The following is a 21,401-nucleotide window of genomic DNA, read 5'->3' as shown; positions in this document are numbered from 1 at the left end:
GCTCAGGCGCTGGACGTCGCTTTTTCCAGAACCGGGAACATGTCCGACGGGTCGGGACGACGCGTGTAATCCGGGTTGACTTCGGAATACAGCACGATGCCATCCTGTCCGATGACGTAGCGCGCGGGCATCGGCAAGGTCCAGCTCGGGTCGTTGTTAAACGCCGGCAGATCGTTCTTCAGGTTCTTGTACAACTCGACCAGATAGTCGGGCAACGCGAAACGCAATCCGAAGTCAGCGCCCGTCTGACCATTCACGTCGCTCAGCACCGGGAAGCCGAGTTCGTTGGTGCGCACAGACTTGCGGCTATTGACCGGCGTCTGCGGCGAGATCGCCACGACGTTCGCGCCATATGTCTGAATCTGCGGCAGCACTTCGTTGATCGCCTGCAATTCGATATTGCAGTACGGGCACCAGACGCCGCGATAAAACGTCACGTCCAGCGGGCCCTTCACCAGCAGCGCGGCGGAAGACACGTCATTGCCGTTCTGATCTTTCAGGTTGAAATGCGGCGCGCGGGTCGCCGGCCTTGATCGCGCGACCCGCATGGCCGCTCGCAATCAATTCTGCCGTGGCGCGTTCCATCACCGGATGAATTTGCGGGGGCGCATTGAACGGCGGCTTGCCTGCTTTGAAGTCGGCCCGGAATGCGTCGAGTCTGTCTTGCAGTGACATGAGCGTTCTCCGTCGAGAGGAATAAAGGAATTGCGGAATTGAAAGGTCAGTGGATTCAGGCGGCGTTTTGCGCTGCTGCCATGCGCGCCACTTCGGCTGCGGTGATACCTTCCAGCGCCAGGCCGTAGCCGATGCCTTCGTCGATCACCCGACGCAGGCGCTGGGTGAGGCCGATGCGGGTGTATTTGGTGGTGAGCGGTGGCTGCTTTGCGATAGTCGCGGCGATGGCATGCGCACGATCCAGCAATTGATCCGCAGGCACGATCTCATTGACTACACCCAGCGACTTTGCTTCCGCAGCATCAAGCTTTTGCTGCGTGAGCACGAAGTACCGGCCGCGAATGCTGCCGATCATGTCCGGCCACAGCAGATGGACGCCATCATTCGGAGCGATGCCGAATGCGGCGTGCGGCATGTCCTGGAACACCGTCTCGGGCGTGGCCACCACGATGTCGCACAGCAGGACGTATTCCGAATGCAGCAGGACCGGGCCGTTCAGCGCGGCAATCATCGGGACTTCGATGTCCAGGATGTTCATCAGGATCTTGCGCCCTTCGCGGAAGATCTTGTCGTAGCCACGCGGCGTAAAGAAATCGAAACCTTCCGGCGAAATCGCGTCCATGAATGCGTCGCCGCTACCCGTCAGGATAACCACGCGGTTATCCGGATCTTCGCCGATTTGGTGAAACATATCGGTGAACTGTTCATGAGTATGGCCATTGAAGACGAGCTTTGCGCCGTCGGTATGGAAGCGAACTTCGAGCACGCCGTCTGGCGTGCGGGTCAGTCTGGCGTTAGAGTACGCGTTTGAATACCGGTCGAACGTGGACATTGCGCATCCTCGGAGAGATTCCGTATGGGGTCGGACGGAGCCGCAAGTGCTCCCGGCGACGGCTTAAGCCGCGACGGCGACTGGCTTAGTCCACTCATTACCCGCCATGAAGCCGTCGAGTTCGGTGTGGACGATGTGGTTCGTGTAGTTGCTCATCACCTTGGTCGCTACGCCCAAGATCACTTCGAGGACATTCTGACGGGTGTAGCCAGCAGCGAGGAATGCGTCGACTTCGCCGTCCGGGACCAAGCCACGCTCACGCACCACGAGCGTCGTGAAGCGATGCAGCGCTTCGAGCTTTGCATCGGGCAGCGGCGTGCCGGCGCGCAGCGCGGCGATCACGCCTGCATCCAACTTGAGCATCTTTGCCAGCGTGCTGTGGCCGGCCATGCAGTAGTGGCAGTTGTTCTCAAAGTTCGATGTGAGATAGACGATCTGCTGTTCGTGCGGCGTCAGCGTGCTTTTCGAAAAAAGGTCCCACAGCGCCGAGTAACCTGCTATCAGCGCTGGCGATTCCGCCATGTTCGCCTGAAGGTTGGGGACAAAGCCAAAGGCGCGCTTCGTGTCTTCGAGGCTGGCCTTCGAATCGGCCGGTGCGTCATTGATCGTGTAGGTTAGGAAGTTGCTCATCGGTTTGCTCCTGCGTGTTGTCGACGAGCAAATGATGAGCGTCAGCGCCAATCCCAAGAAGGCAGGTGCCGTCGATAACACCCATTCCTGACAGGCATAAAGCGAGGGCAGCATTGAACGAACAGACCGGATGCGGCTGACGGTCGACGCGCCGGGACATCTGGGAGGTCTACCGGTGCATTCGGCGATGGCGCATCCGGCACCGTAATGGGCGAAGTAGGGATAGTCGGATCCAACATCGTTTCCTCCTGAATAAAAAGTTAAACGCAGATGGCGTGATCCGATTTCGCTGCTTAGGTTGCGCTTAGGTCGGACCGTTTGCGGGTGCAGGCGTCGTAGGAGACAAACCAGCTGCCGCTTGCCACTCCCTCCCGCAAACACAGCCCGAGCCCATGGGTTAAAGCAATAGGGTTGCACTCTGGAGTCAATACAGGGTACGGTTGATCAAAAAACCCGCGCGGCAATCGCAGCGTTGCTTCCATGTGAAAAACGCAGTCTCGACTGTAAATCGCTCACCGTTTGCCGGCTCCGAAGTGGGCGCCAAGTATGAATCGAGCGTGAGAGCAAGATTCTCGGCACCCCCAGCGTTGACGAGCAACTTGAACACTCGCGTTTTGATAACGGATGCCGTCTGCGCTGACTCCCGCGGCGGCACAGGCTTTATGCAGTGCTTTATTGGTGCGTTGCGCCGGCTTTCCCGTTGGGGGTTGACGCGACGCTTGCAACCTCTTCCCCGCGCTCTGTGAACGCCCGTATGGTTGGCCCATCGAGTAACTCCAATTTATGTGTGCTGCTGCGATTTCAAGACTGACAGCACGAGCACAGTACGCCACGATCAAAGGAGTAAGGTATGAGCATTCGTAATTAATGCAGCAAAAGCGGGCGGCAACTATCCTTTTGTTCGCATTACCAGAATGAGGTTTTCAAACTCACTACAGCGCAAACAAAGACGGCAACTTGCACCGATGGCAATCGCGCGCCGCTCGACTCAACCATATCCCATGACCCGGTCGCCTCAGTCATTCGAACCCTGCCATAAAACTCACATTCTGCTCCCAGCCAATGCTTGGCGGTACCAACCATCATGTCGCTGCGAACTGCTTGCCGACAAAATCAATGTGCGCATGCATGGCCTTGAAGGCCGCGTCGGGCCGGCGAGCGCGTATGGCCCGATATATCGCCTTGTGCTGGGCGAGGCGTGTCAGTGCCAGTTCTCCCCCGTCGAGCTGGATATGCGACGCCTCGTACGTATTGTTCGTGATGTGCTCGCGCAATAAAGTGATCACGCTCGCATAGAAATGGCTCAGCATCAGATTGTGCGACGCCGTTGCAAGGACCGCGTGAAATTCGGCATCGGCGCGCGCCTCCGCTTCGACGTCCCGTGCGTGCACTGCATGATGCATCCGCTCCAGAATCGATGCCATCTCAGTCAGTTGATCGGGAGTCGCGCGTGTCGCCGCGAAACGCGCGGCGGCGCATTCGAAGATCAGGCGAAACTCCAGCGTGTCCCCCCGCACTGGCGGATTTTCCGCGATCAACTGCAGCCAAGGCGCGCTTAGGCGCGCCGGCTGCTGGGCGCTTACGAAGAGGCCGCTGCCGCGACGGGTCTCCAGCAAGCCGCGCGTGACGAGACGCTGGATCGCCTCGCGCACGGTGGCGCGTGAGGTGGCGTATTCGGCTGCCAGCTCCCGCTCCGAAGGCAGGCGCGTTTCCTTGCGCCAGTTGGCGTCGAGGATCCTGTCTTCCAGTTTCCTGATTACATGCGCAAGCGCCGCGCGAGTGATGCCAGCCGTTGCCATGAGTCCTCCGCCTTCCCTTGTGGTCCGACCAATTTCCTGTCGACACGCGATTATCGCAGTATGACTCCCAGCCGACGGACCTGCCTCAGGTGTCCGCAAAAATCGGCGCCCACACTACATTCGATGGATCTGGAGAACGATGATGGACCCACTTTCACGCGCGCTCAAACTCGACGACGCAGACGACGTCGCCATTGCCCGCGATGCGCTCACCAGCGGCACGACGCTCGCCGAATTCGGCGGCCTGGTTGCGCGCGCCGACGTCCCGGCTGCGCACAAGATCGCGCTGCGCCCGATCGCCGTCGGCGAAGCCGTACGCCGCTATGGTCAGATCATCGGTTTCGCGACCGACGCCATCGTACCGGGCGACCACGTCCATACGCACAACATGTCGATCGGCTCGTTCGACCGCGACTACGCGTTCAGCAGCGACGTCAAGGCTGTAGCCCCGGCGGCGCAGCCGTTGACGTTCCAGGGCTTTCGCCGTGCCGACGGACGCGTCGCGACGCGCAACTACATTGGCGTAGTCAGCACCGTGAACTGCTCCGCTACGGTGAGCAAGCGCGTGGCGCAGCACTTCGCCGCACCCGGCGCGCTCGCTGCCTATCCGAATGTGGACGGCGTCGTGCCCATCACGCACAGCTTCGGCTGCTGCATCGACCATAACGGCGAAGGCATCCAGCAACTGCGCCGCACGATCGGCGGCTACGTTAAGCACGCCAATTTCGCTGGCGTGCTCGTGATCGGACTCGGCTGCGAAGCAAACCAGATGGGTGCTCTTTTCGTTGCGGAGAACGTGGAAAGCGGCTCGATGATCGTGCCCCTCGTCATGCAAGAACTCGGCGGTACGCAGAAGACCATCGACGCGGCCATCGCCGCCGTCAACGAGATGCTGCCAGCGGCCAATCGCGTCGAACGCGAACCGCTGCCGGTCTCGCACTTGAGCATCGCGCTGCAATGCGGCGGCTCGGATGGCTACTCCGGCATTACGGCGAACCCGGCGCTGGGCGCGGCCGTCGACTTGCTGGTGCAGCACGGCGGCACCGCTATCCTCAGCGAAACGCCCGAAATCTACGGCGCCGAGCACTTGCTGACCCGGCGCGCCGTCTCGCGTGAAGTGGGCGAAAAGATCGTCGAGCGGATTCACTGGTGGGAGGACTACGCGCAGCGCGAGAAAGGCAGCATCGACAACAATCCGACGCCGGGCAACAAGACCGGAGGCCTCACCACGATCCTCGAAAAGTCGCTTGGCGCGGTCGCGAAAAGCGGTTCGACGCCTTTAATGGGTGTGTACCGCTACGCCGAACCGGTCGATACCCACGGCCTCGTTTTCATGGATGCGCCCGGCTACGATCCAATGGGTGCGACCGGCCAGATCGCGAGCGGCGCGAATCTCGTGGTCTTCACCACGGGACGCGGCTCGTGCTTCGGCGCCAAGCCCGCACCCTCCATCAAGCTCGCCACCAACACGAAAATGTTCAACCGCATGCGCGACGACATGGACATCAACTGCGGCGACATCATGGACGGCAGCGCCACGGTGCGGCAGAAGGGCCAGGAAATCTTCGATGCGATCCTGCGGGTCGCATCGGGAGAGCCGAGCCGCAGCGAAGCCCTCGGCGTGGGCGATGACGAGTTTGTGCCTTGGATGATCGGCGCGCAGATGTAGTGCGCAGATGTAGTACGTAGTACGTTGTGAACGGGCCGACTCGTGGCGGCCCGTTCGCTTTTCAAGCGGCGCTAGCGAATCAGCAGTTCGAACGGCGCGGACTCTTCCCAACTGAAGTTGCCGTCCGGCTGGCGGATCAACTCGGGGAAATGACCCGGCACAATCCGGTCGGCTCGTTCGAGGATCCGCTTGATCGTGCGCGTACCAACGTCGACCTCGTCGAAGGCCATGTCGCAACGCTTGAGGATCGCTTCCTTAGCGTATTTGATCGCGTCGCCGGCGATGATCACGCGGCCCCGGTCGGCGGTGTCCAGTTCAAGTCCGTAGCAGCCGGGCGTATGGCCGGGCGCCGGAAAGAAGTGCACGCCCCGGTCCAACTGCCCTTCGCCCTTGATGAACTCGACCTTGCCTTTCGAGAGCTGCTCGCGAATCCCCCAGGGCAGCAACAGATCTTCCGGATGCGGACACGCCGCGTATTCCCACTCACGTTCGCTGACGACAAAGCGCGCATTCGCAAACAGGTCGATATTGTGCGCGTGGTCGAAATGCAAATGCGAGAGAAAGACTGTTTTGATGTCGGCGGGCTCAATGCCGCGGTCGCGCAGCGCCTTCAGCAGACCAAGGCGCGAGATATAGCCGCCGGTGTCGAACAGCGTCAGGCCGTCATGTCCGCGAATCAGGGTGACGTTGGCAATGCCCAGGAAATCGTTCTTCAGGCGCAGGTTGTTGCCCTGCACCAGGATCTCGTAGGTCGGATTCATCCGGTTTCACGCTCCTGTAACACCGCCGCGCCGAACATGGAACTGGCCCGGTGCGCGCGTCTGAATGCGTCCAGCGGCGGCATGATGTGATCAACGGCGAGCGCCATGAAACCGTCGCGGTCGCCGCTTCGCAACTGTTCGATCATGGTGGCGTGATGCTCGCGCGAATGCGACAGTAATTGCGGATCGCCGACGCCGTACCAGCGGATCCCGGTCGTCTCGACCCACAGCTTCTCGATCGTCTCGGCCAGGTAAAGATTGGGACAGGTCGCCCAGATGCGCCGGTGGAACGCGTCGTTGAGCACGTTGACCTGCAGCAGGTTGCCCGCGTCCAACTCGCGGCAGTATTCCGCATGGATCGCTTCGATCTGCGAGAGATCGTGGGGCCGCGCCGGCATCGGCACACGGCTCGCTGCCTCGCGCTGCAGGATCATCCTGACCTCATAGATCTGCTCGACCTGTTCCATGGAAAAGTCGCGCACGATTACGCCGCGATTGGGCCGACGCGTGACCAGTCCCATGCGTTCAAGAAGCACGAGCGCCGCTCGGGACACATGCCGCGAAACGTTGAACTGCGCGCTGATCTCTTCCTCGACCAATCGCTGATGCGGACGCAGCCGGCCGATGATGATGTCCGACTTGATGCCTTCCACAAGTTGCGCCGCCTGTGCGTCCGTTTTCGTGACCAAACCCTTTCCCTCGATAGTTTTCTCGTCGTTCTCGCCGCGCCACTCTCCGACGCTTCCGGCTGCCTATACGTCCGCGCATTCTACCTCCATCGTGTTGCGCCAATATTGGCGTTTACCTTGACGCAAATACGTTTGACAAAATTGGCGACAAAATCGACACTCGGTTTTCATTAGCTCCAGCTCGCTGGAAAAGCGCTGAGCAAAACGCTTATCGGGGAATCGGAGACATGGAAGCACGGGCCGACACTAACGGCATTCAGACCCATTACACGCTGACCGGCAAGCCCGGCGCGCCGGTCGTGATCCTGAGTCACGGGTTCGCCGCGGATCTGTCGATGTGGGCGCCGCAGCTCGATACGCTGTCGCGCTCTTTTACCGTACTCTGCTATGACATCCGCGGCCACGGCGGCTCCAGCGCCACGCCCGGCGACTACTCGCTCGCCCTGCTCGCCGCCGATGTGCTCGCCCTCATGGACCACCTCGGCATCGAGCAGGCGCACTACGTCGGGTTGTCGCTCGGCGGAATGATCGGCCAATACGTGGGCGCATGGCACGGCGAGCGGTTGATGAGCCTCACGCTGTGTGCTACCACGAGCGAGGCGCCGAAGGGGTTGTGGGAAGCGCGCGTGATAGAAGTGCGCGATATCGGCGTAGCGCCGCTCGCCGAAGCATCGGTCGACCGTTGGGTCACGCCCGCGTTCAAGCGCGCGCAGCCCGAACTGATGCAGAAGATGCGCGCAATGGTCCTCGGCACTTCACTCGACGGCTATGCCGGCTGCGCCGCCGCCATCCGCGACATGGATCTCGCCGCCGCTGTGATCGGCCGCATCGCCGTCCCCACGCTGGTCGTGGCGGGTGAAGACGATACTTCGACGCCGCTACCTGTCCTAGAACGCATCGCTCGTCCTATCCCCAACGCCCAGCTGATCACGATTCCCGGTGCGGCGCACATGCCGACCATGGAGCAGCCGCAGTTGTGCAATCCGGCAATCGAAAGCTTCCTGCTCGCGAATTCGCGCAGCCGGTAACCCATTCCATTCAGGAGTTCCTCATGGCAGGCCGTCTCTTCGGAAAACGCATCATCATCACGGGCGCTATTGGCAACATTGGCAAGGAAGCGGCGCGCAGCTTCATTGCGCAAGGCGCGCGCGTGGTGATCGGCGACATAGCCGAGGAAGCCGGCCGCGCGGTAGTTGCGGAACTCGGCGACGCCGCACATTTCGTACAGGTCGACGTGACAAGTGAAGCGAGCGTCGCCAACCTGATCGGGCGCGGCGTGGAGTGGCTGGGCGGCCTCGACGCGCTCGCACAGAACGCCGGCTTGCAGCGCTCGGGCGCGATCGCGGAATTCGATCAGGCCAACTGGGATGCGCTCTTTGCGGTGAACGCGCGCGCGCATTTCTTTGGCGCGAAGCACGCGATCCCGCATCTGAAGCAGTCGGGTAAAGGCTCGATCATCAATATGTCGTCGCTTGCGGGCAAGCGCGGCGGCCCGGGACTGGTCGCTTATTCGGCCTCCAAGGGCGCGGTGATCGCCTTCACGACGGCGCTCGCGCTCGAACTCGCACCCGACAACATCCGCGTGAATGCGATCTGTCCCGGCTGGGTGGATACCGCGTTCAACCAGCCGGCCATCGACTTCATGGGCGGCGCGAACGCGCAGCACGAAAAGATCGCGGCACTCGTGCCACTCGGCCGCCAGGCCGGCGCCGACGAAATCGCGCCACTCTTCGTCTACCTTGCTTCCGACGAATCGGCCTACGTCACCGCGCAGTCCTTCGGCATCGACGGCGGTGTCTACAATGGCTGACGCTCTTGTGCAGTCCAAGGGCGCACCGGCGATCCTCGGCATCCAGAACATCGCCAAGTCCTACGGCGCGACGGTCGCGGTACGCCGCGTGTCTTTCGACATCGAGCCGGGTGAGATCCATGCGCTGCTCGGCGAGAACGGCGCGGGCAAATCGACTATCGTCAAGGTGCTCTCGGGCATTGTCGCTCCCGACACCGGCACGCTCACGCTCGACGGCCGCGCTTATACGCCGGCTAATCCGATGGCCGCCCGCGCCGCCGGCGTCTCGACCGCATTCCAGGAGTTGAGCCTGCTGCCGAACCTGAGCGTGGCCGAAAACCTGATGCTGCCCCGGCAGGCAAAGGGCGCGGCCGGCCTTGTCTCGGTGAAGGCAAGCGAAGCGAGCGCCGCTGCAATGCTGGCGGAGTACGGCCTCGCTCACATTCATCCGGGTGTGTACGTACGCGCGCTCTCGCTAGCCGAAAAACAGCGCGTCGAGATCATGCGCGCGGTGGCTCGTCGGCCACGTCTTCTGGTGCTGGACGAACCCACCGCGGCGCTCTCCGATCCGACCTGGCTCTTCGATATCCTCGCGCGCGTGACCGCGGCCGGCGCCGGCGTGCTGTACATCTCGCACCGGCTTTCCGAAGTGCGCCGGCTGTGCCGTCGCGGCACGGTGCTGCGCAACGGCGAAAGCATCGGCACGGTGTCGCTTGCAGGCATCGAGGACGCCGGCATCTTCAAGATGATGGTCGGCTCCGCCGCGCGCGAATCGCACGCGGCGCGCAGCGTATCGACAGTGGCACGAGCGGAAGCGTTCGGGGTGACCAAGCTCGCGGGCGGTACGGTGAACGACATCACGCTGTCCGTCGGCAAGGGAGAAATAGTCGGCGTCGCAGGTCTGGAAGGCCAGGGACAGCGCGACCTGTTCCGCATGCTCGCGGGCCTCACGCCCGTGCGCGGCGGACAGATCCGTATCGACGGCAAGTCCGTACGCCTGGCTACTCCGGCTGACGCGGCAAAAGCCGGCATCGGCTTCGTGCCCGAGGAACGCAAGACCGAAGGCGTGTTCCTCAGCCTGCGCACCGACAGCAACATGACTCTGCCCATTCTCGGCCGGCTGGGCCACTTCGGCGTGGTCAACGGCGCACGCGAGCGGGCCGCCGTGAACCAGGAAGCGGCACGCGTCGACCTTTCGAGCCGATACCTGAAGCTGAAGATCGGCGCGCTTTCCGGCGGCAACCAGCAAAAGGCGCTGATTGGCCGCGTGCTGATGTCGGGCGCGCGCTACCTGGTCCTGTTCGACCCGACGCGCGGCGTCGATGTCGGCACCAAGGCGCTGATCTACGACGTCATCCGCGCGTTCGTCGCAGAAGGCGGCGCGGCGCTGATCTATTCCACCGAACTGGCCGAACTCATCCATCTTGTCGACCGCTGCGCGGTCGTCTACGGCGGACGCATCGCGGGAGAAGCGTCCGGCGACGAACTTTCCGAGGCGCGCCTCGTCGCCCTTGCGGCTGGACACGGAGCCCACGCATCATGAACCAGGCACGTCCCTCTTCCGGCCGCTCGCGTGCGGCCGCCATGCTGCGCCCCGAGCCGTTGTCCCGGCGTCTGCTTGGCGACGGCACCACGATCATTGTCGTGATCCTCGCGGTGATGACCGTGATCTTCGCGGCAACGCAGTCCGACGCGCTGAGCGCCACGGTCATCACGGACATCTTCAACAACAGTCTGCCGCTCGCGCTGGCGGCGGCCGGCGGCACGCTGGTCGTGCTGACGCGCGGCTTCGACCTCTCGGTAGCGGGCGTGGTTTCGCTCACCAACGTGCTGGTCGCGGTGCACGGCGGCGACGGCCCGTGGGGCGCGCTGCAGGGCGTGGCCATCGCGATGGCGGCCGGCGCCGGCGTGGGTGCGATCAACGGCTACCTGGTGGCGTACTGGAACCTGCAATCCATCGCGCTCACGCTCGCGTCGATGATCGTCTGCTCAGGCGCCGCGCTGCTAATCCTCGACGCCCCCGGCGGCAACGTCTCCGACTTCATGATCTACACGATGACTGACCGCATTCACGGCATCGTGCCGGTCTCGCTTGTGATCGCAGCGGTGACGTACGCGATCTGGCGCGTGCTGCGCCGCACCGACTGGGGCGTCGGCCTCTACGCCACCGGCGCCGACGAAACCGCTGCGGTTCTGGCCGGCGTGCCGGTCAAGCGGATCAAGCTGGTGGCGTACATGCTCGCGGGCGTCTGCTATGGCCTCGCCGGCTTCATGCTGAGCGCCCTCACCTCCACGGGCACGCCGAACGCGGGCGAACCGTATTTGTTGCTGGTGTTCGCGGCTATTGCGCTGGGAGGCACTTCGTTCTCGGGCGGACGCGGCGGCGTGGCGGGATCGATCCTCGGCGCGCTGACCCTGACGCTGCTGCAGAAGGTGCTGTTCTCCACCGGCGTGTCATCGTTTTATACCGGCATCTTCCAGGGTGTAGTGATGATCGCGGCGGTGGTGGTGGCGGTGTTCTTCGCCCGCTTCAGCTCACGCGAAGAGGTGCACGCATGACCGAGACGCCCTTGACCAACGGCAGCAACGGCGCCAATGACACCAGCGGCCGCCCCGCCGATACCCGTGGCGGCGAAGCCGCGCCAGGCTGGTTCAGCCGGCTCGACCGCGACGTGCGCACCGCCATCGCGCTGTTCGCGATTTCCTTCGCGCTGATTGCCGCCTCACGCGTGCTCGGCCCGAACTTCGGCAGCCTCGCGCAGATGAAGGCCATCCTCGTGATCTCGAGCTTCCTGATGGTGGTCGCGTTCGGCCAGCAGATGGTGATCCTGCTCGGCGGCCTGGACCTGAGCGTCGCCTCGATGATGACCCTGGGCGGCGTGCTCGCGTTCAAGTGGATCGGCGGTGCGGATTCGGCCGTCGTGTGGGGCGTGCCCGCGATCCTCGCGGTCACCGGCGCGCTCGGTGCGTGCAGCGGCATCGGCGTGAGTCTCGTGAAGATTCCGCCGTTCATCATGACGCTGGCGATGGGTGTGATCCTCTATGGTGTCACGCTCGGCTTCACGCAAGGCACGCCGGCCGGCCAGCCGTCTGCTGCCCTCTCTTCGTTGTTCGTGAGCACGCCGCTCGGCGCCCCGATCCTGTACCTGATGGTGCTCGGCACTGCGGCCGGCTGCTTCCTGCAGATGCGGACGAGCTTCGGCCGCAAGGTCTACGCGCTCGGCACAAACCCGACCGCGGCGCACGTGGCAGGCCTGCCCGTACACCGGCTCACCATCGCGACCTATGCCATCAGCGGCGCAAGCGCGGGCCTCGCCGGCATTCTGATGCTCGGCTACGTGCGCGGCGTCACGCTCACGCTCGGCCAGAGCTACCTGCTGCCGTCGGTTGCGGCGGTGGTGATCGGCGGGACGTCGATCGTCGGAGGACGCGGCATCTATCTGGGCGCCGCAGCCGGCGCGATCCTGCTAACCACGCTGTCCACCATCGTGTCGTCGCTCGGTATTGCCGAAGGCTGGCGCACGATCATCTACGGCGCAGTGATCTTCGTCGCCCTGGTGTTGCTGCGCGACGATTTCGCACTTCTCATCAAACGCAGTGGTTTCAGAAGCAGAACACAACCCTAAAGACCGGCCTACCCGGACACCATCAGGAGGAAACATGAATTCCAGCACACGCTTGAAGACCTGCTCGCTCGCGCTCGCCGCCGCCATGCTGGTCGGCGCAGTCGCGCCTTCTCAGGCGCAGACTGCGCCGAAGAAATACAAGGTTTACCTCAGCATGAGCTACAGCGGCAACGGCTATCAGACCGAGACCTCGAACCTGATCAAGGCGCTCGCCGCGACACCGCCTTACGACAAGCTCGTTGATCTGAAAACCGTCATTTCCGGCACCGACGTACAAGCGCAAGCGGCCGCATACCAGAGCATGGTGTCGGCGGGCGCGGACGCGATCATCACCTTCCCGATCTCGTCGACCGGCCTGAACCGCGCGATCCACGAGGCTTGCGAAAAACACGTGCTGGTCTACACATACAGTGCCACGGTGACCGAGCCATGCGCGCGCACGGTCAGTTACATCACAGCCGGTTTCGCACCAAATACCGCCCAATGGCTCGTCAACAAGCTTAACGGCAAGGGCAATGTGTTCATCGATCGCGGCGTCGCGGGCAACTCTGTCGACAAAATGAACTACGACGGCGCGATGAGTGTGTTCAAAAAGTATCCAGGCATCAAGATCGTGGCCGAGTACTACGGCATGTGGAACAGCCAGACTACGCAGCAGGAGACAGCGAAGGCGCTTGCGGCACACCCGGACGTCGATGCGATCTTTGGCGAAAACGGCGAGGACGGCATCGTGGCCGCGATGCTCGCAAGCGGTCAGAAAAAGCTCGTGCCGGTAACGGGCGAGAACACCAACGGCTTTCGTCTTGCGCTCGCCAACGCCGATCTGAAGCAGCGCGGCCTTGATGGAATATCGTCGGGAGACCCGATCAACGTGTCCGGTTACGCGTTCAAGTTGATGATGGAAGAGCTGACCGGCAAACGCAAGGTGGCGGTGCATAACATCGAGTATCCGCTGCCGTGGGTACCGGCGGCCCAGGTGAAGGTGTGCACAGGGGACACCTTCACCAACGGCTGTAATGCCTTCCCGTCGACCAAGGTACCCGATTCGTTTAACACCGAAGTGTTTGATCCGGTGCTCACACCCGAGCTGTCGCTCAGCTCTGCGTTGCACGGCACACCGACGCCAAGCGCGACGATCCAGCCGCTGCCTGCCGATGTCATCAAGCAGGCGCCGAACGTTCCTGGCGTAAATTGTGCGCATTGCGAGGCGCCCGCGGACCTGTTCAAACTGACCAAGGTGGCCGCGACGGTCAAGCCTTGAAGAAGCCTTATGAAGCCCCGAGCGTCGCACCAAAGGCGCGGGCGTCTGCGACGGGCTTCCTGATTCCCCGCGCCAAGGAACATTGAATCGTGATCAATCCCGTGTGTGAGCCGGCGCGTGCGATTTCACGCGCGCCAAGAAGTCCATTGCCGCCCGGTACCGTCGACTGCCATTTCCATGTATTCGGACCGGCGAGCGAATGGCCGTATGCGCCGGCACGCAGCTATACACCGCCCGATGCGCCGCTTGCGGACTATGAGCATCTGGCGCAGACCCTGGGCATCGCGCGGTCGGTGATTGTCCAGCCAAGCCCATACGGTATGGACAACCGTCGCAGCCTGCAGGCGGTGGCCGCGAGCCGGATACCGATGCGTGCGGTCTTAGTGGTCGAGCCGAGCGTCACGGATGCCGAACTTGCTGAATTTCATCGTCTCGGCACGCGCGGCGTGCGGCTGAACCTGCTGTTCGGCGCGGGCCTGGCGATGGACACGGCAAGCACGCTCGCGCAGCGCATCAGCGAACTCGGCTGGCACTTGCAGTTTCTCGCCGACGTCTCGACGATCGACGATCTCCCCGCGCTGGTTCAGCGCTTGCGCGTGCCGGCCGTGTTCGATCACCTGGGCCATGTGCCGGCGAACAAGGGCATCCGCAATGCGGGTTTCCAGAATCTCCTTGCGCTGGTGCGCGAGGGACGCGCGTGGGTGAAGTTGTCGGGAACCTATCGAAGCACGAGCCGACAGACTACGCCTTTCGAAGACACCCGGCCCTTCGTCGAGGCCTTGATCGGTGCGAACCCGCATCAGCTCGTATGGGGCACCGACTGGCCGCACCCATCGATACCCGTACCCATGCCCGACGACACCGATCTTGTCGACCAGTTTGGTGAATGGGTCAACGACGCGTCGCTACGACAAGCGATTTTTGTCGACAACCCGGAGCGGTTGTATGACTTCGAGCCATACACGGTTTAGCCGACTTCGATCATTACTTGATCCCCTCTCGTAACGCGCTCCCGCCCTCAAATCCGAACGAACTGATATGCACACAGTCGAGGGTCGGCGCATAACGCACGTGCTTGCCCACTACGGCGTCATCATTTCGCGTGCGGCTTGCATCACTGGTATTGAATAAACTTCATCAAATGTTCCATTCATGTCCCACACCAGCAGTCCACGAAGCGCCGGACCGAGCATTGTGGTCGCCAGCATGGACAGCGCTTTAAGGCAATAACGATGCGTCATCGGAGGGTTCACTTTCGTTCATCTTCTCAATACTTACCTGCCATCCTCAACGGCTGACTTTTCCACGGTCGCTCACTACCACGCCTTTTGAACGCAGCAGCACCGGGCGGTTTGAAGCATGCCCCTGCAGGCCGGCTTCGGAAAGCCAACTTCCGTCTTTAGTACAGCATCACAAGCTCCTCGCTTGTGTTCGTGACACACACCTCCATTCGCCCTTGACCTTGATGTAGGTCTCGTCCATTCGCCAGCTTCGACCAATCTTTTTCTTGCGCGGTCCGAATGCCTTACCGAGCGCAGGGGGCTACTGGATAGCACACCGGTGCACCGTCGAATGATCGACCGACACTGCCCGCTCGGACATCATTTCTTCCAGATGACGTAGACTCAATGGATAGGCCACATCCTAACGCACGCATGTCAGCATTATGTCCAGCGGATAATGCCGCCGTTTGAGCGCCTTGCTCACAGCGGCGTTGGGTCTTAATCATTCGTTACATTGCTCGTCTCGGGACCGGCCACCATAGCAGATCGGCTACTGCGCCAGAACCCCAGTAATACGTGGTTAGCGCACATACGTTCATCGACGCCGGTGCAGGAGGTTTGGGACTTGGCGGGGCACTTTAATCGACCTGGGGTACGATGCCGAACGCGTCACTAAGAATGCTAATCTGAATCCCGCGTGTCTTGAAAACGCTCTTTCCTGGACGTCCGGACCGTGTGTGGTCCAAGACATTGGTCGCGCAGAAAACGAATCGCGCTGAATGCCGTCAACGCGGAAGTTTTCCGGTTCTGCGCTGACGGATTCCCGTCGATCTCCACGCGCAGCTCGCCGAATACGCCGCGTGCCCAAACGATGTGAGTATTGGTTGTTGCAGCAGGATCAGCGATCAACTGCACACGTGTACGCCCGAAGCCGATGCCTGCCAGCGCCACCGCCGCGGCGACGTTCGCGTTCTTAGGGTAAAGCCGCGCTGCCTCGCCAGCTGTGCCATCAAAAATCACGGTCGCCCCACAAACGGCATTGAGCCTGCCAGCGGCATCGGCGAGCGTGCCGCGCCAGGCGTCAACCGGCTTGCGGCCGGTGTAGCGAACTTCGTGAAGCACGCCGACCGCCGCAGCCGACAGCGCGTCGATACCGCCGACCGCCCCTGATAGGGGCGCCGCGCGCGTGCCTCCAGCCACCTCGGCAGCGTTGAGTGCTTCGCGAAGGGCATCGTCAGTGAGCGCCCCGACGGAGGCAATCGCGCAGTCAACGCCGCGACGTAGAAGCGGAATTACGTGGTCGCCGATTGCGCGATGCCCCGCACATTCGAGCGCGAACTGCGGCCTTTGAGGTAGTTCGTCGACTGAGCTGACCACCACCACCGACGTGCCGACACGGCGCTGCACCGCTTCGACGCTGCGTGGCGATGTGATTATCTGGCTGATGGCAATATCAGGATCGTCAACGAACGCGTCGAACACAGTCGAGCCTATTGCGCCGAAGCCGATCAACGTAACGAGCGCGCGGCGACTCACACCTGGTATGTCTGCAGACGCTTGAGTATCCATTGAACGCTCGTCAGAAGAAGTGATGCATGCCGATGCGCAACGCCGCCTGATTAGCGCTGGACGACGGTGCGAGCAGGGGGATGGCAGCATTGCCTGAGCCGCTTGCGTGCTGCCACGCGAGCTGCGCATAGACCGTGGTCCGCACCGAAAGCTTGTACATATCGCCGACACCCACCTCCGCGTACCGTGTATCAGTCAGCCATGACAGATACCCGCCGACGTTGACGGTGTTTGCTACAGTGGTATGGAAATCAGCGCCCGCCTCGACCGTACGCATGCGACCCGAAGCAGTGTCCGTTCCCAAGTTCACCTGAGTCAGCATGCCATGCAGGTCCACTTTCTGGCCGATTGAATAGAACGCGGACAGGCCGCTGATGCGCTGTGTCCTCGCACTAAAAACAGCCCCAGTGGCGAGCGATTGTCCGAGGAAACTCGAATAGCCGAGCTTCGACCCCACATCGATCGCGTGGTTGCGCCAACTGCTATACACCGCCGATGCACGGAACGGACCATTCTTATACAACACGTCGGCGGAAAACACATGCCCCGGTTGCGTGACCGTGTCGTCCAGGCCGTAAATAGCACTCGCAGTCAGTCCACCGATTTCCGGTGTCGTATAACGCAGCGAATTGTTGATCGAATCGCCCATGATCCCGATGTTGTCGAGATTCGCCGGGTGGAACAGATAGAACGTGTACTGAATACTGCCGTTCGAATTGAGCCGCAGCGCCTCGGTCGTCAGGTCAAGTTGCCGACCCATCGTGAACGTACCGTACTGGGGTGAAGACAAGCCCACGTATGCAAAATGGCTGAACGCCTCATTACCGATCGTTCCGGCGCCGGTATTGGAGAGAAACCCGTGCTGCAACGCAAACACCGCTTTCAGATGATTCCCGAGATCCTCGCTGCCGCGCAAGCCAAAGAAATCAGGCACAGCGATTGGACCCGCGAGTGCCGTGCCACTGCCTTTGGCATTCGTGTTGTACGTCACCCCCTCGTCGATACTGCCATACAGCGTCACACTGCTTTGCGCGTGGGCGCCAGCCGCAAACCACGCCAGTGCGGCAGCACTGTATATTTTTCTTTTTATCATTAGTTATCCTATTTATTTAATATGTAAAAAGACGTGACCGGCTTCTAGATAAGCCGGTCCGCGCCGTGGTTCCGGATTCCTACTCGTGCTCGAGCCTCAGTCCTCGCGCTCGGAGCAACGGCAGCACGTTCGCAGCAAAGAAATCCAGTTCGGGCGCATAATCATAGAAGCCGATCTGCGCGCCGTCGATGCCCGCTTCATGCAGTTTCTGCAGCGCGTCGGCCACGTCGTCGGGGTCGCCGACAATCTGGATGTGACCGCCGAGAATCCGGTCGGCCGGCACGTGTTCCTTCCATCCCTGCGCATCGCCGCCCGAGTGACGCGCGGTGTACGCCCTGACCGACTCGTAGTCTGCCTGCGCCAGGATCGCGTCGCGATACGCGAACGCCTCTTGCCGCGTCGGCTTGCAAATGACGAGGGGGAAAATGATCACTTTTGGCGAGCGCCCCGTGTCTGCATACGGTGCGCGAATCCGCTTCACATGCTCTGGCAGCGCCTCGATCGCACGCTCGAACACCGCCCCGGCCGGACTCGACGTGAACACCACGTCCGAATGCCGAGCTGCGTACTCGAAACCGGCCTGGGACGCGCTCGCTGACACCATGATCGGGCGGCCGTAACGCGGCCGCGGCGACACATACGCGTTTTCGAGCTGATAGAAGCGACCTTCATGGGTAACGTTTTCGCTGCCCTCCACAAGGTCTCCATCACCGATGCGAACTCGTCCGCACGCTCATAGCGCTCGTCATGCGCGATCCGCTTCATCCCAAACATCAGCGGTTCGGCCGCATCGTAACCTGTCACGATATTCAGCCCGAACTTGCCGCCTGAAATATGATCGGCGGTCGCCGCGAAGCGCGCGAGATGTAGCGGATGCCAGCTGCCATATAGGATGTGTACTGTCGAGATCGTGATAATGCGTTTAGTCATCGCACTCAACGCGACGGTCGACATAAAAGATCAAGGAAGTTTTCCCGGTAATGTGAGGCGCCACCGAAACCGCCCTTGGGCACCCATTGCTGCAGGCCGAACACGAAGTCAAACCGTGCGATTCCGCTTTCAGCACCAAGGCACGGTTGTAGTCAAAAGTCCAGTCCGTACCGCGCGGATAGGTCGATTGGGAGAAACCGCCGGTCTGCGTCGGCAGGAACAGGCCGAGCATCAGCGGCTCACGGCCGGCCTTCGACAGAGGGCTGTCCGGAAAATCGAGCGGGCCTTGTAGCGCTGGCGCGCGGGGTGTTGATTGTGTTGCGGGTTCCGTTGACATAACTCTTGGACCACAGGAAAAACTTTCGGCGTGCGCGGAACTGTCAAACTGGGCACGTTGGTAGTCTTGTACACGATTCGGTTTCCCTTCGTGATGGTTGGGGTTCTGAGCCGCTAGCGCCCGCTCGGTGACAGCCGATTCGGGCGCTTCTATTTATACACTACGCCTTTCCGCTGTAGACCAGCGATATCGTGACACCGAGCATTTGCATTTGCGGCGAGTCTCCCGCGATAGTGGCCTGATCGCTCAAAATCGGCGGAAGCCTTTTTGGGTCGCCTTGCCGATGAGGAGTCGGTCCAGAAACCCTGACGCGACGACTTAATCTACTGTCAACCTTTTTAGCCCTAATCCTAAAGTTCGCGGATCAGAGGATGACGGATCGATCTCATGCGCTGAGATCGGGTCTCGCGCGCTGATTGAAATTTTCATGACGTCGCCGGGTACCAGGGCCCCAGGAACGACAGCCGCCTTTAAACTGCTGTAGTTATTGAGATCGAAGGTCCACGTCGCTACTGGATCACCATTGACTTTTACATCGAAAGTCTGGGTTGGATGAGCTTTGTTCAGAAACACGTCCGCATCGACCGTTAATAGATATTCGCTTGGATGCGAACGGGTAAGCTGCAGATTGATAAAGGCTTCTTTTGATCCATCAGAAACGGTCCCGGATCCTGTTGGCATACCCCAGCCATCGCCAAGAAAAAAACGACCATCACCATTTAGCGTGAAATCTAACATCTTGCCAACCGTATATTTTTTTAGACATTCCGCTGCTACGATTACATAGTCATAAGTTTCTGCAAAACGAGACGGACATTTGGCATCAATGCTCCGGTCTCTCGGTACCATAATTAGTTTGGCACCTAATGTCGGCGAGCCTGCTCCAAACCACGTATAAGGATGTTGGAACGGTCCCATCGTCACCATTAGACTTACTAATGGATTTTGTGAATCAAGCGCCACAACATCGCCAGGGACAAATCCTGAAATTTGATTCTTGATAGCTGTGTTGGCATACTTGATTGCCCTTATTGCAGGCGCTATCGGCGCGGTGAACGTATTGAGGATGGTGACTGATATCGCTGCCGCAATCACAGGGGAAATCAACCAGCCAATCGGCCAACGCCGCTCGAACCTTGAGGTGCTCTGACCAATCAATCTCGCCGCATTTACCGCTGCCAGCGTGACGATGATGAACATATGCTTCTTTACAGCATAAGTTGACCCCTCTCCAGCCAACTCAAGTGCCGCTAATTGCGTAAATGCGAGACACACTGAAGCGACGAGAGCGGAACCTAGCACGGCATCGTCTTCTTTGGCGTGACCCGAGAAGTGCCTCCAAAGGCTGGCTAGACCAAGTAGGCTACATCCTGCCGCTGCCGCCATAGGATATCGGATGCCGAGGTCGAGTCCTCCATCATGCTGTGCGATCTGCCTCATTGCCCTAAACGACGGATGAAAAAAAGCCATTAAGACGGCTGATCCGGCAACCCCGATTGCTCCCAGTATCGAGGCCGAAGGGACCCGGCGGGTCTTGACCCATCGCGCGAGAGAATCATAGGCGAACAGCATTGATCCCGCAGCAAGAATGTGCAATGCCACGAGCGGTTGCACAAACATTGCAAGAGCGCCGGCCCCGACGACCACTGGCGCGCGGTACAGCACGCCGTTGTTATGAGTTAGCCATAGCAGGACGGAAAAGAAAATTACGTCGGCCACGATTTGCGGATAAAAAAAGTTCCCAGATATCTCCCAGCCGATTTGCGCGTGCGTCCTTACAAGCAGTCTCAGCAACACTGCGAAGGCGATTACGTTCGCAGGCGAAGCAGGATCGACGAGATGCACAATGAGGAGATAGGCGACGAAGACCGATACGATCGAGACGACGACCATTCCGAGAAGGCCGGATCCTTGAGCCCAGCCAACGATCGCTGCTAGCCAATGGGCGCCCGGAGGATATAGCGCCATGGCACCGATGTTCGGGACGGGAGCTGGTCGGACGCCTGCATGCCGCATGATCTCGTCAACCAGCAAGAAGTGAGCGACTAGGTCTCCCGATGTCGGCATGCGGTTCGCATAAAAAATTATAAGAGACAGACCGAAAACGCATGCGACGACACTTTGGAAGTATTTGGTATTCCCGCGAAACATTCTTCCTATATCCACCAGGTTTTTTGTCATTAAAAATCTGTCTTTCGGTTTATTGGCTCGGGATAGTACAGCAACAACTATCCGGACAAGAAGAATTGCATCCAGGTCGAGCCGAAAAGTTACCAACCGAAGCGTTGGCGATGCAGATCTGTTGGTGCTAGAAGAGTACGGTGCGAACGACCTGCTCGAAGTAGCGGAATCCTGCCAGGGGCAGCGCCCGCAAGTGCGGCTTCTCCTCCTGGAACATCGCCTCGACCTGACGGCGGGCGCGGCCGTGCAAGCGCTTGGATGCCCAGTTCGCTTCCCAGCGCACGAGAAACGCGTTCTGTTCCTCAATAGAGTCGAAGCGTCGGCCGCCAAGCGCGGT

Annotated in this window: 17 protein-coding genes and 4 pseudogenes; 8 read left to right on the top strand and 13 right to left on the bottom strand. The window is 60.9% G+C overall.

The genetic code is table 11. From position 1 onward, the window contains the following. Positions 1-2: 2 nt before the first annotated feature. The 4 genes and pseudogenes from AWB64_RS17840 to AWB64_RS17825 all read right to left on the bottom strand — a co-directional run bounded on the left by AWB64_RS17840 (position 3) and on the right by AWB64_RS17825 (position 3,936). Positions 3-675 (bottom strand): annotated as a pseudogene (locus AWB64_RS17840) (peroxiredoxin-like family protein). 55 nt (positions 676-730) lie between these two features. Further along, positions 731-1,507 (bottom strand): enoyl-CoA hydratase/isomerase family protein, encoded by a 777-nt coding sequence (locus AWB64_RS17835; protein ID WP_060856774.1) that lies wholly within the window; start codon positions 1,505-1,507, stop codon positions 731-733. A gap of 63 nt (positions 1,508-1,570) precedes the next feature. Further along, positions 1,571-2,137 carry a carboxymuconolactone decarboxylase family protein gene (locus AWB64_RS17830; RefSeq protein ID WP_060856773.1) on the bottom strand — a complete coding sequence of 189 codons (567 nt, stop codon included), beginning with the start codon at positions 2,135-2,137 and terminating at the stop codon, positions 1,571-1,573. 1,082 nt (positions 2,138-3,219) lie between these two features. Beyond that, a complete protein-coding gene (locus AWB64_RS17825) occupies positions 3,220-3,936 on the bottom strand; it encodes a FadR/GntR family transcriptional regulator (RefSeq protein ID WP_060856772.1) in 717 nt (238 codons plus the stop codon). A gap of 142 nt (positions 3,937-4,078) precedes the next feature. On the opposite strand from AWB64_RS17825, the gene AWB64_RS17820 reads away from it, so the two are divergent. Next, positions 4,079-5,605, top strand: coding sequence for a D-arabinonate dehydratase (locus tag AWB64_RS17820; protein WP_060856771.1), 1,527 nt, complete (start codon positions 4,079-4,081; stop codon positions 5,603-5,605). Positions 5,606-5,676: 71 nt separating this feature from the next. Here the strand turns inward: AWB64_RS17820 and AWB64_RS17815 are convergent, their stop codons facing one another. Continuing rightward, the gene (locus tag AWB64_RS17815) at positions 5,677-6,366 is read right to left on the bottom strand and encodes an MBL fold metallo-hydrolase (protein ID WP_060856770.1); all 690 of its coding nucleotides are present in this window, start codon (positions 6,364-6,366) and stop codon (positions 5,677-5,679) included. Beyond that, positions 6,363-7,055 carry a GntR family transcriptional regulator gene (locus AWB64_RS17810; RefSeq protein ID WP_060856769.1) on the bottom strand — a complete coding sequence of 231 codons (693 nt, stop codon included), beginning with the start codon at positions 7,053-7,055 and terminating at the stop codon, positions 6,363-6,365. Before AWB64_RS17810 ends, AWB64_RS17815 begins: the two co-directional genes overlap by 4 nt. A gap of 227 nt (positions 7,056-7,282) precedes the next feature. Here AWB64_RS17810 and pcaD point away from each other — a divergent pair, with 227 nt between their 5' ends. The 7 genes from pcaD (at position 7,283) to AWB64_RS17775 (ending at position 14,702) form a co-directional block, all read left to right on the top strand. Further along, on the top strand, positions 7,283-8,083 hold the full coding sequence (pcaD, locus tag AWB64_RS17805) for a 3-oxoadipate enol-lactonase (protein WP_060856768.1): 801 nt from the start codon (positions 7,283-7,285) through the stop codon (positions 8,081-8,083). Positions 8,084-8,106: 23 nt separating this feature from the next. Beyond that, positions 8,107-8,865 carry an SDR family NAD(P)-dependent oxidoreductase gene (locus AWB64_RS17800; RefSeq protein WP_060856767.1) on the top strand — a complete coding sequence of 253 codons (759 nt, stop codon included), beginning with the start codon at positions 8,107-8,109 and terminating at the stop codon, positions 8,863-8,865. Then, positions 8,858-10,387 carry a sugar ABC transporter ATP-binding protein gene (locus AWB64_RS17795; protein WP_060856766.1) on the top strand — a complete coding sequence of 510 codons (1,530 nt, stop codon included), beginning with the start codon at positions 8,858-8,860 and terminating at the stop codon, positions 10,385-10,387. Before AWB64_RS17800 ends, AWB64_RS17795 begins: the two co-directional genes overlap by 8 nt. Then, a complete protein-coding gene (locus AWB64_RS17790) occupies positions 10,384-11,403 on the top strand; it encodes an ABC transporter permease (RefSeq protein WP_060856765.1) in 1,020 nt (339 codons plus the stop codon). Before AWB64_RS17795 ends, AWB64_RS17790 begins: the two co-directional genes overlap by 4 nt. Beyond that, positions 11,400-12,470 carry an ABC transporter permease gene (locus AWB64_RS17785; RefSeq protein WP_060856764.1) on the top strand — a complete coding sequence of 357 codons (1,071 nt, stop codon included), beginning with the start codon at positions 11,400-11,402 and terminating at the stop codon, positions 12,468-12,470. Before AWB64_RS17790 ends, AWB64_RS17785 begins: the two co-directional genes overlap by 4 nt. Positions 12,471-12,522: 52 nt before the next feature. Beyond that, a complete protein-coding gene (locus tag AWB64_RS17780; protein ID WP_244164103.1) occupies positions 12,523-13,731 on the top strand; it encodes a sugar ABC transporter substrate-binding protein in 1,209 nt (402 codons plus the stop codon). An 89-nt stretch (positions 13,732-13,820) separates the two neighbouring features. Next, positions 13,821-14,702, top strand: coding sequence for an amidohydrolase family protein (locus tag AWB64_RS17775; RefSeq protein ID WP_244164102.1), 882 nt, complete (start codon positions 13,821-13,823; stop codon positions 14,700-14,702). Between the two features lie 111 nt (positions 14,703-14,813). Here the strand turns inward: AWB64_RS17775 and AWB64_RS31610 are convergent, their stop codons facing one another. From AWB64_RS31610 to AWB64_RS17750, 7 genes and pseudogenes are all read right to left on the bottom strand, one after another. Beyond that, positions 14,814-14,972, bottom strand: a complete 159-nt coding sequence (locus AWB64_RS31610) for a hypothetical protein (protein WP_157766651.1) — start codon at positions 14,970-14,972, stop codon at positions 14,814-14,816. Between the two features lie 190 nt (positions 14,973-15,162). Beyond that, positions 15,163-15,396, bottom strand: a pseudogene (locus AWB64_RS32300) (transposase domain-containing protein); the annotation flags it as partial. Between the two features lie 239 nt (positions 15,397-15,635). Further along, entirely contained in the window at positions 15,636-16,523 is an 888-nt protein-coding gene (locus tag AWB64_RS17770) for an aspartate dehydrogenase (RefSeq protein ID WP_082850529.1), read from the bottom strand. A gap of 10 nt (positions 16,524-16,533) precedes the next feature. Next, positions 16,534-17,616, bottom strand: a complete 1,083-nt coding sequence (locus AWB64_RS17765; RefSeq protein WP_060856761.1) for a porin — start codon at positions 17,614-17,616, stop codon at positions 16,534-16,536. 79 nt (positions 17,617-17,695) lie between these two features. Further along, positions 17,696-18,883: pseudogene (locus AWB64_RS17760) on the bottom strand (LLM class flavin-dependent oxidoreductase). A gap of 318 nt (positions 18,884-19,201) precedes the next feature. Next, positions 19,202-21,064, bottom strand: a complete 1,863-nt coding sequence (locus AWB64_RS17755; RefSeq protein WP_060856760.1) for a hypothetical protein — start codon at positions 21,062-21,064, stop codon at positions 19,202-19,204. A gap of 136 nt (positions 21,065-21,200) precedes the next feature. Beyond that, positions 21,201-21,401, bottom strand: a pseudogene (locus AWB64_RS17750) (IS21 family transposase); the annotation flags it as partial.

The organism is Caballeronia sordidicola (assembly GCF_001544455.2).
Classification (GTDB): Bacteria; Pseudomonadota; Gammaproteobacteria; order Burkholderiales; family Burkholderiaceae; genus Caballeronia; species Caballeronia sordidicola.
The sequence above is the reverse complement of the archived record's forward strand: the minus strand, read 5'-3'. Positions and strand labels throughout refer to the sequence as shown.

Excerpts from the sequence above, each read along its gene's own strand:
- AWB64_RS17835 (WP_060856774.1), bottom strand. The coding sequence starts at position 1,507 with ATGTCCACGTTCGACCGGTATTCAAACGCGTACTCTAACGCCAGACTG.
- AWB64_RS17830 (WP_060856773.1), bottom strand. The coding sequence starts at position 2,137 with ATGAGCAACTTCCTAACCTACACGATCAATGACGCACCGGCCGATTCG.
- AWB64_RS17825 (WP_060856772.1), bottom strand. The coding sequence starts at position 3,936 with ATGGCAACGGCTGGCATCACTCGCGCGGCGCTTGCGCATGTAATCAGG.
- AWB64_RS17820 (WP_060856771.1), top strand. The coding sequence starts at position 4,079 with ATGGACCCACTTTCACGCGCGCTCAAACTCGACGACGCAGACGACGTC.
- AWB64_RS17815 (WP_060856770.1), bottom strand. The coding sequence starts at position 6,366 with ATGAATCCGACCTACGAGATCCTGGTGCAGGGCAACAACCTGCGCCTG.
- pcaD (WP_060856768.1), top strand. The coding sequence starts at position 7,283 with ATGGAAGCACGGGCCGACACTAACGGCATTCAGACCCATTACACGCTG.
- AWB64_RS17800 (WP_060856767.1), top strand. The coding sequence starts at position 8,107 with ATGGCAGGCCGTCTCTTCGGAAAACGCATCATCATCACGGGCGCTATT.
- AWB64_RS17795 (WP_060856766.1), top strand. The coding sequence starts at position 8,858 with ATGGCTGACGCTCTTGTGCAGTCCAAGGGCGCACCGGCGATCCTCGGC.
- AWB64_RS17790 (WP_060856765.1), top strand. The coding sequence starts at position 10,384 with ATGAACCAGGCACGTCCCTCTTCCGGCCGCTCGCGTGCGGCCGCCATG.
- AWB64_RS17785 (WP_060856764.1), top strand. The coding sequence starts at position 11,400 with ATGACCGAGACGCCCTTGACCAACGGCAGCAACGGCGCCAATGACACC.
- AWB64_RS31610 (WP_157766651.1), bottom strand. The coding sequence starts at position 14,972 with ATGACGCATCGTTATTGCCTTAAAGCGCTGTCCATGCTGGCGACCACA.
- AWB64_RS17770 (WP_082850529.1), bottom strand. The coding sequence starts at position 16,523 with ATGGATACTCAAGCGTCTGCAGACATACCAGGTGTGAGTCGCCGCGCG.
- AWB64_RS17765 (WP_060856761.1), bottom strand. The coding sequence starts at position 17,616 with ATGATAAAAAGAAAAATATACAGTGCTGCCGCACTGGCGTGGTTTGCG.
- AWB64_RS17755 (WP_060856760.1), bottom strand. The coding sequence starts at position 21,064 with ATGACAAAAAACCTGGTGGATATAGGAAGAATGTTTCGCGGGAATACC.